The organism is Streptococcus infantis, from assembly GCF_047460405.1.
Lineage (GTDB): Bacteria > Bacillota > Bacilli > Lactobacillales > Streptococcaceae > Streptococcus > Streptococcus infantis_Q.
Genome location: NZ_JASHGH010000004.1, coordinates 123,356 through 135,973, shown reverse-complemented (window position 1 = coordinate 135,973; position 12,618 = coordinate 123,356). Strand labels below are relative to the sequence as shown.

The 12,618-nt window shown below is 40.0% G+C and carries 15 protein-coding genes; 3 read left to right on the top strand and 12 right to left on the bottom strand.

Annotation, left to right across the window (positions count from 1 at the left end):
* The first annotated feature begins 111 nt into the window (after window positions 1–111).
* Both QM928_RS03080 and trhA read left to right on the top strand, forming a co-directional pair.
* Window positions 112–567: a DUF1836 domain-containing protein gene (locus QM928_RS03080; protein WP_414294359.1), complete on the top strand. Its 456-nt coding sequence runs from the start codon at window positions 112–114 to the stop codon at window positions 565–567.
* A complete protein-coding gene (gene trhA / locus QM928_RS03075) occupies window positions 557–1,204 on the top strand; it encodes a PAQR family membrane homeostasis protein TrhA (protein WP_001097751.1) in 648 nt (215 codons plus the stop codon). Before QM928_RS03080 ends, trhA begins: the two co-directional genes overlap by 11 nt.
* Window positions 1,205–1,233: 29 nt before the next feature.
* On the opposite strand, the gene pdxT is transcribed toward trhA, so the two are convergent.
* From pdxT to QM928_RS03045, 6 genes are all read right to left on the bottom strand, one after another.
* Entirely contained in the window at window positions 1,234–1,806 is a 573-nt protein-coding gene (pdxT, locus tag QM928_RS03070) for a pyridoxal 5'-phosphate synthase glutaminase subunit PdxT (RefSeq protein WP_414294360.1), read from the bottom strand.
* Entirely contained in the window at window positions 1,807–2,682 is an 876-nt protein-coding gene (gene pdxS, locus QM928_RS03065) for a pyridoxal 5'-phosphate synthase lyase subunit PdxS (protein WP_414294361.1), read from the bottom strand.
* A 137-nt stretch (window positions 2,683–2,819) separates the two neighbouring features.
* Window positions 2,820–3,452: a Pr6Pr family membrane protein gene (locus QM928_RS03060; RefSeq protein ID WP_414294362.1), complete on the bottom strand. Its 633-nt coding sequence runs from the start codon at window positions 3,450–3,452 to the stop codon at window positions 2,820–2,822.
* Window positions 3,453–3,454: 2 nt separating this feature from the next.
* Complete coding sequence (locus QM928_RS03055) at window positions 3,455–3,793, bottom strand: zinc ribbon domain-containing protein YjdM (protein ID WP_414294363.1); 339 nt, start codon at window positions 3,791–3,793, stop codon at window positions 3,455–3,457.
* Window positions 3,794–3,931: 138 nt separating this feature from the next.
* Window positions 3,932–4,603, bottom strand: coding sequence for a (d)CMP kinase (gene cmk / locus QM928_RS03050; protein WP_075231790.1), 672 nt, complete (start codon window positions 4,601–4,603; stop codon window positions 3,932–3,934).
* Between the two features lie 8 nt (window positions 4,604–4,611).
* The gene (locus QM928_RS03045) at window positions 4,612–5,100 is read right to left on the bottom strand and encodes an SAG1386/EF1546 family surface-associated protein (protein ID WP_075231789.1); all 489 of its coding nucleotides are present in this window, start codon (window positions 5,098–5,100) and stop codon (window positions 4,612–4,614) included.
* A 45-nt stretch (window positions 5,101–5,145) separates the two neighbouring features.
* On the opposite strand from QM928_RS03045, the gene QM928_RS03040 reads away from it, so the two are divergent.
* A complete protein-coding gene (locus QM928_RS03040; protein ID WP_075230460.1) occupies window positions 5,146–5,343 on the top strand; it encodes a ferredoxin in 198 nt (65 codons plus the stop codon).
* Window positions 5,344–5,448: 105 nt separating this feature from the next.
* Here QM928_RS03040 and QM928_RS03035 read toward each other — a convergent pair whose 3' ends face one another.
* The 6 genes from QM928_RS03035 to QM928_RS03010 all read right to left on the bottom strand — a co-directional run bounded on the left by QM928_RS03035 (window position 5,449) and on the right by QM928_RS03010 (window position 12,515).
* Window positions 5,449–6,378, bottom strand: coding sequence for a glycosyltransferase family 2 protein (locus QM928_RS03035; protein ID WP_414294364.1), 930 nt, complete (start codon window positions 6,376–6,378; stop codon window positions 5,449–5,451).
* Window position 6,379: 1 nt separating this feature from the next.
* Window positions 6,380–7,399 carry a UDP-glucose 4-epimerase GalE gene (galE, locus tag QM928_RS03030; protein WP_248034607.1) on the bottom strand — a complete coding sequence of 340 codons (1,020 nt, stop codon included), beginning with the start codon at window positions 7,397–7,399 and terminating at the stop codon, window positions 6,380–6,382.
* 103 nt (window positions 7,400–7,502) lie between these two features.
* Window positions 7,503–8,600 carry an NAD(P)/FAD-dependent oxidoreductase gene (locus QM928_RS03025; RefSeq protein ID WP_414294365.1) on the bottom strand — a complete coding sequence of 366 codons (1,098 nt, stop codon included), beginning with the start codon at window positions 8,598–8,600 and terminating at the stop codon, window positions 7,503–7,505.
* A 16-nt stretch (window positions 8,601–8,616) separates the two neighbouring features.
* Complete coding sequence (locus QM928_RS03020; protein ID WP_248034605.1) at window positions 8,617–9,414, bottom strand: Nif3-like dinuclear metal center hexameric protein; 798 nt, start codon at window positions 9,412–9,414, stop codon at window positions 8,617–8,619.
* Window positions 9,401–10,078: a tRNA (adenine(22)-N(1))-methyltransferase gene (locus QM928_RS03015; protein ID WP_414294366.1), complete on the bottom strand. Its 678-nt coding sequence runs from the start codon at window positions 10,076–10,078 to the stop codon at window positions 9,401–9,403. Before QM928_RS03015 ends, QM928_RS03020 begins: the two co-directional genes overlap by 14 nt.
* 100 nt (window positions 10,079–10,178) lie before the next feature.
* Entirely contained in the window at window positions 10,179–12,515 is a 2,337-nt protein-coding gene (locus QM928_RS03010) for a cation-translocating P-type ATPase (RefSeq protein ID WP_414294367.1), read from the bottom strand.
* Window positions 12,516–12,618: the final 103 nt, after the last annotated feature.

Below are 12,618 nucleotides of genomic sequence, written 5' to 3'. Positions count from 1 at the left end.
TTTCTCTCATCATAGCATAATTTAAGGCTTTCTACAAGCAGTTAAAACTTGACTTTTTATTTCTATTATTTTATAATCTAGTTATCAAAACTAGATAAACAGGAGTTGGAAATGAAAACTACTTTTTCCTACCCAGAATGGGACGAAATTCCAAACATTGATCTCTATTTGGATCAGGTCCTACTTTATGTGAATAAAGTTTGTTCCCCTATTTCTCTTGCTAAAGAGAAAGGTTTAACTGCATCAATGGTGAACAACTATGTGAAGCACGGCTATATCAGTAAACCTGAAAAGAAAAAATACCAACGCAAACAAATTGCCCGATTGATTGCTATTACAACACTCAAGTCTGTTTTTTCAATCCAGGAAATTGCTCAAACCCTGAATACCCTACACACAGAGACTAACTCAGAAGAACTTTACAATGCTTTTGTGGACTATATGAATAAAGATATTGATCCAGCTAATCCAATCATTCAAGCAAGTTGCCAAACGGTTAAACTCTATCATCAAACACTAGCCCTTGTCTATACAGAAAATGAAGAGGAGGAAACAAATGAATACTAGTTTTAAACTTAGCAAGCGCCTTAGTTTTGGAGAAGAGATTGCCAACAGCGTCACCCATGCTGTAGGGGCACTTATCATGCTGATTTTGCTCCCTATCTCATCGACTTATAGTTATGAAGCTCATGGATTTTTATCATCGATTGGGGTGTCGATTTTCGTTATTAGCCTCTTTCTTATGTTTCTTTCATCGACTATTTATCACTCTATGGCTTATGGTTCCACTCATAAGTACGTGCTTCGTATCATTGACCATTCTATGATTTATGTTGCGATTGCTGGCTCTTATACTCCTGTCGTTTTGACCTTGATGAATAACTGGTTTGGTTATCTCATTATCGCCATTCAGTGGGGAACAACTATTTTTGGTATTCTTTATAAAATATTTGCCAAAAAAGTCAATGAAAAATTTAGTCTGATACTCTACCTCATCATGGGTTGGCTAGTTGTGGCTATCCTACCAGCAATCATCAGTCAAACAAATCCAATCTTTTGGACTCTTATGGTATCAGGTGGGCTTTGCTATACAGTTGGTGCTGGTTTTTATGCTAAGAAGAAACCTTACTTCCACATGATCTGGCATCTCTTCATTCTGGCAGCTTCAGCTCTCCAATACATCGCCATTGTTTATTACATGTAAAAATAGGCCGGAAAAATCCCGACCTATTTTTATTTGCACATATTGATAAAGTATTGATGCAAGCAAAGATCATTTGTCAATTCCGGATGAAAGGAGGTCACTAGCATATTCTTTTCTTGAGCAGCAACGATTTGATTGTTCACTACTGCCAGAACATCAACATCCTCACCAACACTACTGATAATTGGACCACGGATAAAAGTCATTGGAATTTTGCCAACACCCTTGCATTCAGCTTCTGTATAAAAGCTTCCTAACTGACGTCCATAGGCATTACGCTCCACTACTATGTCCATAGTCGATAGATGGCTCTCTTCCTGAGAAGTGATTTGTCTCGCTAGCAAAATTAAACCTGCACAAGTTCCAAAGACTGGTAAACCATTGAGAGTAGCCTCTCTTAGAGGAAGTAGCATCTGTTGGTCACGTAGGAGTTTTCCCATAGCTGTCGACTCACCTCCAGGTAAAATCAAACCTGACAGCTCACCTCGATGTTGCTGAAAATCTTTTAGGTTTCGCAATTCAATACTTTCAACTCCTAGTTGAGCAAGCATTTTCTCGTGTTCTACAAAGGCACCTTGCAAGGCCAAGATTCCGATTTTCATCTATTTTCCTCGCTCCGCCATGAGAATTTGAATTTCATTCTCATTGATACCAACCATGGCTTCTCCCAAATCTTCTGAGATTTGAGCTAAAATTTGAGGATTTTGATAGTTTGTAACTGCCTTGACAATTGCTGCTGCACGTTTAACAGGATCACCTGATTTGAAAATTCCAGATCCAACAAAGACACCTTCTGCACCTAGCTGCATCATAAGAGCAGCGTCCGCTGGTGTTGCAACGCCTCCAGCTGCAAAGTTAACAACTGGTAATTTCCCATGTTCCTGGACGTATTGAACTAATTCTACAGGTACTTGGAGTTCTTTTGCTGCGACATAGAGTTCATCTTCACGTAGATTTTGAATGCGACGGATTTCTTGATTCATCATACGCATATGGCGGACTGCCTGAACGATGTCTCCTGTTCCAGGTTCCCCTTTTGTACGGATCATAGAAGCTCCTTCAGCGATACGACGCAAGGCTTCTCCTAGGTCTTTAGCACCACAAACAAAAGGAACTTGAAATTCTTTCTTGTCCACATGGAAACGATCGTCAGCTGGAGATAGAACTTCGCTCTCATCGATATAGTCAATTTCGATAGCTTCTAAAATCTGGGCTTCAACAAAATGCCCAATTCGAACCTTAGCCATAACTGGAATGCTGACAGCTTCTTGGATTTCCTTAATCATCTTTGGATCACTCATACGAGATACACCACCCGCTGCACGAATATCAGCCGGGATTCGTTCCAAGGCCATCACTGCTGCTGCACCTGCAGCCTCAGCAATTCTTGCTTGTTCAGGGTTTTGAACATCCATGATGACGCCACCTTTAAGCATCTGTGCCAAATTTTTATTTAATTCATAACGATTTTCAGTCATTTTTTTCATCCTCAATAGTTGTATTGGTAGCTACAGTTTTATTGTAAGGTATAAAAGACTGCATAACAAGATAAAATAATTTGATTTGTCCGGGTACAATTGTCCCAAACAAAAAAAGTACCCACGTGTGAGTACTTTTATTTTTTTGCTTTTTTTGTACTTTTTACAAGATAAAATAGATATCCTGAAATCATATAAGCAAGAAAGATAGTGGCTGCCCATTTAAAGACAAAGCTCCAACCATGTTTGGGAGCATTCAAAAAGAAATAAGGGAAGGGACTATCCTTAGCGTTAGGGACATCCATCTTTAGAACAAAACCGTTTAAAAGGGCAAAAATCATATAAAGCAAAGGAAGGCTGGTCCAAAGCATGGGATCAAACCACTTATATTGACGACTCTTATCAAAAATAATTGTATCTGCTAAAAACCAGAGAGGTACGATATAATGACAAAGGAAATTTTCCAAACGGTAAAAATCTGTCGTCAAGGGAGCTAGCATGAAATGATAGATGACACAAGTAATCATAATACTCATAGTGACACCACCTTTGAGACGTAGAATCCCAGCACTCTGCCAACTATCACCGCCACTACGCATCTTTAACAAAAGATAAGCTGTAAAGATGACAACCAAAAGATTGGAAAGGACTGTATAGTAAAGCAACATCCCTAAACCACCACGTTTGGTAATTTCCAGATAAACCCCTGTAAATGCTGCGAAAAACAAGAAAGTCCGACTGAAAAAAATAAATTTATTCCAAGTAGTCATGATTAAATCTTTTTAACAAATTCTGATTTTAATTTCATAGCACCAAAACCATCAATCTTACAATCGATGTTGTGGTCACCCTCAACAATACGGATATTTTTAACACGTGTCCCTTGCTTAAGGTCTTTTGGAGCACCTTTTACCTTAAGGTCTTTGATCAAGGTTACTGTATCACCGTCAGCCAATTTATTTCCATTAGCGTCGATAGCAACAAGGCCTTCTTCAACCTCTGTTTGCTCAGCAGAATTCCATTCATAAGCACACTCTGGACAGACTAGCAAGGCTCCGTCTTCATAGACATATTCTGAATTACATTTTGGGCAATTTGGTAGATTGTTCATCTTATCTCCTTCTATTTTTATGATGGTTTGAATGTCAAATTTTCGTTAACAAAGACTATTATACCTTAAAATTAAAAATTTGACAAATTGCTAAAAAACCGACTCACCACTATCGTGGTCAATCGGTTAAAATTTCAATTAAAAATGTTTGACTGCTTCTGATTTAATTTTTTCGACAACTTCTAAAATACTTAGCCCTGTTGTGTCCAAATAGATTGCATCATCAGCCTGTTTAAGAGGAGAAGTTTCACGATGACTATCCTTATAATCACGCGCAGCAATCTCTTCTTTCAAAGTTTCCAAATCTGTTTCGATCCCTTTTGAAAGATTTTCCTTATAACGTCTTTCCGCACGTTCATCCACTGAAGCAACAAGAAAAATCTTCAATTCAGCTTGAGGTAATACAACTGTACCAATATCTCGACCATCCATGACGATTCCGCCTTGTTGGGCAATTTCTTGTTGAAGGGCTACCAATTTTTCACGAATAGCTGGAATGGCTGCAAAAGCAGATACAGCATTGGTTACTTCATTTTCACGGATTGGATTGGTAACATCAACGTCTCCAACGAAAACAAGCTGTTCTCCTGTTTCAGCACGACCAAAGCTAATCGGATATTGTTCCAATAATTCAAGAAGTCGAGAAGACTCTTCTGGACTTACTTGGTTGTTCAAAGCGATGTAAGTCGTAGCACGATACATGGCACCTGTATCTAAGTAGGTATATCCAAAGTCCTTAGCAATAATCTTGGCTACTGTACTTTTACCACTGGATGCTGGTCCATCAATAGCGATCTGAATTGTTTTCATCGTCACTCCTATCTTGTCTTAAGGACATCACCAGGATTTGCAAACCAAGTTCCTGAAGACATATGACCAGGGTTCAAGGCTTCAAGCTGAGCAATAGAAATGCCTGCTCTAGCTGCAATAGCTGCTTCACCTTCACCTGCAAGGACAGTAATGGTTCCCTCAGCATTTGTATGTTCCTCTGAACTACTTGAAGAAGTTGATCCTGCTTCAGAACTTGATGCTTCAACTGAACTACTTGATGACGTTGAAGAAACTTCCTCTACCTTAGGCGCAGAAGAATCATGAAAATCTTTCAAGGCTGCTGTACGATCACTTCCACCAGATGACAGGTAGATTAAAACAGCAATCATACCGACAACGATAACAAAGAAAATACAAGCCAAAATGGTTAGAATACGGTTGGCTACCACTCCTGTTCCCTTATTTCCTCTGCTTCTGCGTTCCGAACGACTTTCCTCGATGTCGTAAATATCTTCTTGCCATGGTTCCTTTTCCATACCTTACTCCTTGTTTTTTTTCTAATTTCTTATTACAATATAAATATGAAAATCACACTTATACCTGAACGATGCATTGCCTGTGGGCTATGCCAAACCTATTCTGATTTATTTGATTACCATGATAATGGTATTGTGCGTTTCTATGATGATCCGAATCTACTAGAGAGAGACATCCCAGCTAGTGAAGAGCTGCTAGAGGCTGTGAAACAGTGTCCCACTCGCGCGCTCATCAAAGATTAATTTGTCATCAGTGGTGTTTTGATGTTCAAATCCCACTTTCTCTAGTTTAGCATATTTTTCCAGAAAATTATAGTCTTTTGAAGGACTTATTTTTAGCAAATCTTATCATGACTCACTCTGTTCTTTTATCAGATAGAGGGGTCTTTTTTTCGTTTCCATATAAATTTTACTGATATATTTTCCAAGAATCCCAATCGTCAATAATTGGACACCACCAAGAAATAGAATGACAGCCATCAGAGAGGTCCAACCAGAAGTTGGATTGCCCAGTACGAGAGTACGGACAACTACAAACAATGTCATCACCAAAGCCAGAAAACACGACGAAAGACCAGCAACAAAGGCTAATATCAAAGGAAAATCTGAAAAATTCACAATCCCTTCAATAGAGTAGAAAAAGAGTTGTCTAAAACTCCAACTTGTCTTACCTGCCTGCCTTTCAACATTAGGGTATTCTAGATAGTGAGTATGGAAACCAACCCAAGCAAAGAGTCCTTTGGAAAAGCGATTGTATTCTGTCAATTCTAACACTGCATCCACAACTGATCTTCTCATCATCCTAAAATCACGAACCCCTAGGGGAAGAGCTACTGGGCTAATTTTTTGCATAAAACGATAAAAAAGATCGGCGCAGAAACTACGTAAAAAGGGCTCACCCTCTCGACTGGTTCTGCGTGTTCCAACGCAGTCCAAGTCTGGATTCTGATCTAGTAGTTCCTTCATCTCAAGCAAGAAGCTTGGGGGATCCTGAAGGTCTGCATCCATAACTACCACCAAATCTCCTCTAGCTTGTTGTAAACCTGCATATAAGGCTGCTTCCTTCCCAAAATTTCGTGAGAAAGAGATATAATGTACTGCTGGATTTTTCTCTCGATAAACCTTTAAAAGGTCCAAAGTCTTATCAGTCGAACCATCATCTACAAAAATGTATTCAATTTCTGTTCCCAAATCTGGGATCAGTGCTTCAAGAGTTTGATAAAAAAGAGGAAGTACTTCCTCTTCGTTTAAACATGGGACTATGATTGAAATCATCATCTTAGTCTTCAAATCCGTTTGGATGTTGACTTTGCCAACGCCATGCGTCTTCACACATTTCTGTAATACCAAGTTCTGCTTCCCATCCTAGCTCTTCCTTAGCTTTTGCTGGATCTGAGTAGCAGGCTGCAATATCACCTGGGCGACGTTCAACAATACGGTATGGAATAGGACGTCCGACTGCTTTTTCCATATTTTGGATAATTTCAAGGACAGAATAGCCTTTTCCTGTACCAAGGTTGTAAATGTTTAGTCCTGAACCTTTTTGAAGTTTCTTAAGTGCCGCAACGTGCCCTTTTGCAAGGTCAACGACGTGGATATAGTCACGAACACCTGTTCCATCTTCAGTATCGTAGTCATCTCCAAAGACCTGAACTTGTTCCAACTTACCAACTGCGACTTGTGTAACATATGGTAGAAGGTTATTTGGAATACCGTTTGGATTTTCACCCAAATCACCGCTCTTATGCGCTCCGATTGGGTTGAAGTAACGAAGTAAAACAACGTTCCATTCTGAATCAGCTTTGTAGATATCTGTCAAGATTTCTTCAAGCATCAACTTAGTACGACCATAAGGGTTAGTAGCAGAAAGAGGGAAATCTTCGAGGATTGGAACAGTATGCGGATCTCCATAAACAGTTGCTGAAGAGCTGAAGATGATATTCTTACAGTTAGTCTCTTCCATAACTTTCAAGAGACTGACAGTTCCAGCGATATTGTTATCATAGTAGGCAAGTGGGATGCGAGTTGACTCTCCAACTGCCTTCAAACCAGCAAAATGGATGACTCCTGTTGGTTCTTCATGTTTGAAAATATCACGAAGTGTATCTGTATCACGAATATCAGCTTCGTAAAAAGGAATTTCTACCCCAGTGATTCTTTCGACTACTTCAAGACTTTTACGACTACTATTTACCAAATTATCCACGACAACTACTTGGTGTCCAGCTTGGACCAGTTCGATGACAGTGTGAGTTCCGATAAAACCTGCTCCACCTGTTACCAGAATTTTTTCTTGCATTTCATTTCCTCAATTCTTGGATTATTTTTTTCATTTTACCATTTTTGATAGGGAAAGTCATTTACTTTCCTAAGACTATCGTAAAAACTAGGTAAAAGTTTTACTATTGTTTCTTTTTAATGTATCTTTCAGTCGGATAATCTGCTGGAGCTAATACACCACTTCTCCCCTGAAGCATTTGAGCTAGATGATAACCGATAATAGGACCAGTCGTTAATCCTGAAGATCCTAGACCACTTGCCGTATAGACTCCTGATAAGTTTGGAACCTGTCCGAAAAATGGAGAGAAATCACTTGTATAAGCACGAATCCCCACACGTTCTCCAGATAAAATTGCATCTTTTAAACTTGGATAAAACGGACTCGCTGCCTCAGCCATTTGTTGGAGCAAATTTTCATCAACTGTTAGGTCAAATCCCATGTCATTTTCATGGGTAGCTCCTAGAGATAACTTGCCTCCAGGAAATGGTATCAAATCCCATTCACCTTCAGGCATAACTACAGGGTAAGCTCCCATGTCTTGTGGCACTTGATAATCTCTAAGTTGACCTTTTTGAGGACGAACATCCACCTCATAGCCTAAAGGCTCCAAAATGTGTCCAAGCCAAGCTCCCGTAGATAAAATTACTTGATCAAACATTTGATTGTCTATCTGATAGCCTGATAATAAAGGAGTTAGACTAACCTCTTTCTTTACGACCTTAACCTGACTGGCATCCAGTAAACGACTCACTAGGAGTTGCCCATCTACTCGAGCTCCACCAGAAGCATAAAGCAATCTATCAAATCCCTTTAGACCAGGGAATAGGCTGCTTGCAGCAGCTTGGTCCAAAATGGCTAATTCGCCAATTAAGGGAGATTCATCTCTACGTTGCAAGGCAAGTTGATAGAGTTCCTCTAGCTTGGAATCATCCTTTTTGAGAAGGAAGACTCCTGAGCGCTGGTAGAAATCAATCTTTTGACCATTTTTTTCTAAATCAGCTAATAAATCTACATAAAAGTCTGCTCCTAGGCGAGCCATCTTGTACCAAGCTTTATTACGTCGTTTAGAGAACCAAGGACTGATGATTCCTGCCGCTGCCTTGGTAGCTTGTCCGTGCCCATGATCAAAGACAGTTACTTCGACATCTGCTTCTTTAGAGAGATAGTAGGCAGCTGTTGCCCCTACAATTCCTGCTCCTACAATGGCAACTTTTTTCATTGTCTTTACCTTCTAACTAGATATGATGGAATGGATTGGTAGAAACTTGACTTGCGACAACTTCTAGCGACCAAGCATTCTCTTCCTTCCATTCATTCAAGAGCACTGCAATTTTTTCAACAAAAAGAACTTCGATATAGTGGCCTGGATCCAATGCCAGCAAACCGTCAGACAACATATCCTGGGCAGTATGATAATAAATATCACCAGTGATATAAAGATCTGCTCCTTTTTCTAAAGCATCAGAGTAGAAAGATTGTCCACTGCCACCACAGATAGCCACTCTTGAGATTGTTTTTTGCAAATCACTCTCATGATAATACACCATACGAAGGCTATCTAGACCAAAGACTTCCTTAACATGACTGGCAAATTCTTCAAATGTTTGAGGTCTAATCGTTCCAATACGCCCAATCCCACGTTCAGGACCTGTTTCCTGCAGATAAGTTGTATCTTCAATACCCAATAGTTGGCAAAACCAATCATTAAGACCATTTTCAACAATATCGATATTAGTATGGCTAACATAGACGGCAATATCATTTTTGATGAGATTGATGTAAATCTGATTTTGAGGACGACTAGCTACCAAGTCCTTGATAGGACGAAAGATAGGAGCGTGCTTAACGATAATCAGATCAACACCCTTGTCAATAGCTTCAGCGACTGTCTCTTCACGGATATCAAGAGCAACCATGACTTTTTGGATATCCTTATCTAGAGTACCAATTTGCAGACCACGACTATCACCTTCCATAGAAAATTCTTGTGGGCAATAGGCTTCATAACGCTTAATCACTTCACTTGCTTTCATGGAGCACCTCCTTGATGGCTTGAATTTTATCTGCTAGAACCTGACGTTCTTCTTGATTTTTTTCTGGAATTTGACTAAGGGCAAACTCAAGCTTGCTGGCTTCTTTTTGCCATTTTTGGATGAAGACTGGACTGACTTCTTTGGACAAGAAGGGGCCAAAGCGAACATCAGTGGCTGATAGCTTCATTTCACCAACTTCTACAACTATGATCTCGTAGAATTTCCCAGCTTCTTCTAGAATACTTTCTGCTATGATTTGAAAACCGTGTTCTTGTAACCAAGAACGCAACTCATCTTCTCGGTTATTTGGTTGAAGAATCAAACGCTCAACATTGGCTAGTTTGTCCAAACCCTCTTCTAATATCGTAGCAATCAAACGACCACCCATTCCTGCAATAGTGATAACAGAGACCTGGTCACTTTCTTCGAAAGCTGCTAAACCATTGGCTAAACGAACCTGAATTTTCTCAGTCAAACCATGACTTTCAACATTTTTGACTGCAGATTGATAGGGACCTTCTACTACCTCTCCTGCAATGGCACGCTCAATGTGACCTTTTTCAACTAGCTCAATCGGTAAATAAGCATGATCGCTTCCTACATCTAGCAAAACGGCTCCTTGGGGAACAAAAAAAGCTACCGTTTCTAATCTCTTCGAAATCATTTTCTCTCACTTTCCAAAAGTCTATTTTTCTTTATTATACCATATTTTGTCTAGCAATCCTGCACCCAAAAAGACCACAATCAAGGATTGCAGCCTTTCTTTATCTTCTAGCTTGATAACGACTTGTCAGGATGAAAATCACAGTAAAGATCAGCATCATGATGCCATAGACAGGTAATGTTTGTCCTGTCAGTGTTGAAATTTCAAGTAGTTTTTGGATTCTTGGGAATAGAGCTGTTCCAAGGAAGCCACCAACCGACCAAATAATCAAGAGAATACGCCACAGACTAAATGGCAAGCAAGCTCTAACTACAGACATGAAACCAATCGACGCTAGTAGATAATACAGAAGAGTCGAAATTTCAATGGCTGACCAGCCTTGACTAGTTCCAAAAATTTTAACAAAGAGAACACTAAAAACTACCATCAAGGCACTTGGTAGTGCACGGAGCATGGATTTTCTGAGGAAGTTTTGTTCTACTGGTTTAATATTTCGCTCAAAGGTCAATACGAACGGTGGGAATCCTTCCACAAACTGGTCAATCATGGTAATCTGAATCGGAATAAATGGGAAAATCAGAATCCATTCACTACGTCCCAACAATGCACTCGCAATACAGATGATTGCCAATAAAAATGAATAGATTGTCTTAATCAAGAAAATCGGAGCAATATGGGCAATATTGTTGACTACACGACGACCTTCAAAGAGAATCTCAGGAACATCATTAAAGTCTGAGTTCAAGAGGACCAGATTTGCAATCTGACGAGTCGCTGGATCTCCTTCAGCCATCACGATGGAACAGTCTGCCTCACGAAGAGCTAGAATATCATTGACACCGTCTCCTGTCATGGCAGTCGTATGACCTGCTTTTTTCAACGTTTGGATGATCAGTTTCTTTTGATGAGGAGAGACACGTCCAAAAATCGCTGTCTCCTCAGCCATGGCAACCAACTCTTCATCAGTAATTTTCGAGCAATCTACGTAGCTGTGGTAGTCTGCAAAACCAGCTTTTTGAGCAATACTTGAAACAGTAACTGGATTATCACCAGAAATAATTTTCAAGCCCACTTCCTGAGAACGAAGATAGTCTAGAGTTTCAGCTGCCCCTTCTCGGATTGGGTCTAGAATCTCAAGCAAAGCCAAGGCTTGCATATCCGATGGTTTCTGTGGCTTGTGGTGATCAAGTTTTTCTTGACTGAGGGCCAGAACCAAGACACGAGATCCTCGTTCAAGAGCTTCTCTAGCCTCAGGAACTTCAGCATTCAACAACATCTCAGGTGCACCTAGGAAAACAGTTCCGAGACCTTCCAACTCCATTGCTCCCCATTTACGATCGCTTGAAAATGGAAGACTAGAAATCATCGGATAAGCTACTTGACCTTGAAAACGTTGACGGATAGCTTGAGCTGTAGGATTTTTATCCTCGCTGTTTGCCATATAGCTGGTTAGTATGTCGGCAATAGCATCCTTGTCATAAGCCTGGGTCAGAGGAAGAACAGTCTCAACCTGCATCTTCCCTTGGGTGATGGTACCTGTCTTATCCAAGCAGAGCATATCCACACGCGCCAAGGTCTCAACAGAATACATCTCCTGCACCAAAACCTTTTTCAACCCAAGCTTGATAACAGCAGTTAATAGAGAAGTGATGGTCAAAAGAGCGATTCCCTTAGGCAACATCCCCAAAAGAGCTGTAGATGAATTGACTACAGAAGACTTGAGTGGCAGACCTTTTAAGACCAAGGCTTCAAGCAAGAGAGCAATACCAAAAGGAATGATAATTTTCCCAGTAAAGCCGGCTAACTGGTCTAGCGATTTCATGATACGAGAGTTAATTGGCTTCACTGTCTTAGCTTCAAGCATGAGTTTAGCAGCATAGTTATCTGCCCCAACATGATGTACCTGAGCAAGGACAGACCCACTCGCAAGAAAGCTTCCTGACAGCATTAAGTCTTCTACATCTTTTTGCACCAAGTCGCTCTCACCCGTTAACATGGCTTCATTGACTTCTGCAAAACCTTCTAATACAATGGCATCACTTGGAATCTGATCTCCTGCTGACAAGCGAATAACATCATCTAAAACAAGTTCTTCGGGGTCCAAAGCGATCTCTTGTCCATCACGAATTGTCGTAATTTTTTCTTTATTCAAGAGATTGAGTTTATCAACCATATGTTTAGCTCGTAGCTCAGTTACAATCCCAGAAAATGCATTAAAACAGATAACCGCAAAGAAAACTAGGTTGCTCCAAGCTTGAACAAAGGCGAGCGCTAGGGCAATGGCAAAGTTTAAAGCATTGAATAAAGTAAAGACATTTCTCTTCACAATCTGCCATGTACTAGTACTAGCTGAAGCTTGGAAATCATTGACCTGTCCCTGTTTCTGACGATCTTTGACTTCTGATTGGCTTAATCCCATCATTTTATTTTTATCCATAAACTCTATCATATCATTTTTTTTTGAATATTTCTAATTTCATATAAAAAGCTGTTCAGCCTATACAAAAAAACATTTGCCTGTCCTGGTATGATAAGGTATA

Bases quoted from the DNA above. Each gene is read 5' to 3' on its own strand.
- QM928_RS03080 (WP_414294359.1), top strand. From the start codon at position 112: ATGAAAACTACTTTTTCCTACCCAGAATGGGACGAAATTCCAAACATT.
- trhA (WP_001097751.1), top strand. From the start codon at position 557: ATGAATACTAGTTTTAAACTTAGCAAGCGCCTTAGTTTTGGAGAAGAG.
- pdxT (WP_414294360.1), bottom strand. From the start codon at position 1,806: ATGAAAATCGGAATCTTGGCCTTGCAAGGTGCCTTTGTAGAACACGAG.
- pdxS (WP_414294361.1), bottom strand. From the start codon at position 2,682: ATGACTGAAAATCGTTATGAATTAAATAAAAATTTGGCACAGATGCTT.
- QM928_RS03060 (WP_414294362.1), bottom strand. From the start codon at position 3,452: ATGACTACTTGGAATAAATTTATTTTTTTCAGTCGGACTTTCTTGTTT.
- QM928_RS03055 (WP_414294363.1), bottom strand. From the start codon at position 3,793: ATGAACAATCTACCAAATTGCCCAAAATGTAATTCAGAATATGTCTAT.
- cmk (WP_075231790.1), bottom strand. From the start codon at position 4,603: ATGAAAACAATTCAGATCGCTATTGATGGACCAGCATCCAGTGGTAAA.
- QM928_RS03045 (WP_075231789.1), bottom strand. From the start codon at position 5,100: ATGGAAAAGGAACCATGGCAAGAAGATATTTACGACATCGAGGAAAGT.
- QM928_RS03040 (WP_075230460.1), top strand. From the start codon at position 5,146: ATGAAAATCACACTTATACCTGAACGATGCATTGCCTGTGGGCTATGC.
- QM928_RS03035 (WP_414294364.1), bottom strand. From the start codon at position 6,378: ATGATGATTTCAATCATAGTCCCATGTTTAAACGAAGAGGAAGTACTT.
- galE (WP_248034607.1), bottom strand. From the start codon at position 7,399: ATGCAAGAAAAAATTCTGGTAACAGGTGGAGCAGGTTTTATCGGAACT.
- QM928_RS03025 (WP_414294365.1), bottom strand. From the start codon at position 8,600: ATGAAAAAAGTTGCCATTGTAGGAGCAGGAATTGTAGGGGCAACAGCT.
- QM928_RS03020 (WP_248034605.1), bottom strand. From the start codon at position 9,414: ATGAAAGCAAGTGAAGTGATTAAGCGTTATGAAGCCTATTGCCCACAA.
- QM928_RS03015 (WP_414294366.1), bottom strand. From the start codon at position 10,078: ATGATTTCGAAGAGATTAGAAACGGTAGCTTTTTTTGTTCCCCAAGGA.
- QM928_RS03010 (WP_414294367.1), bottom strand. From the start codon at position 12,515: ATGGATAAAAATAAAATGATGGGATTAAGCCAATCAGAAGTCAAAGAT.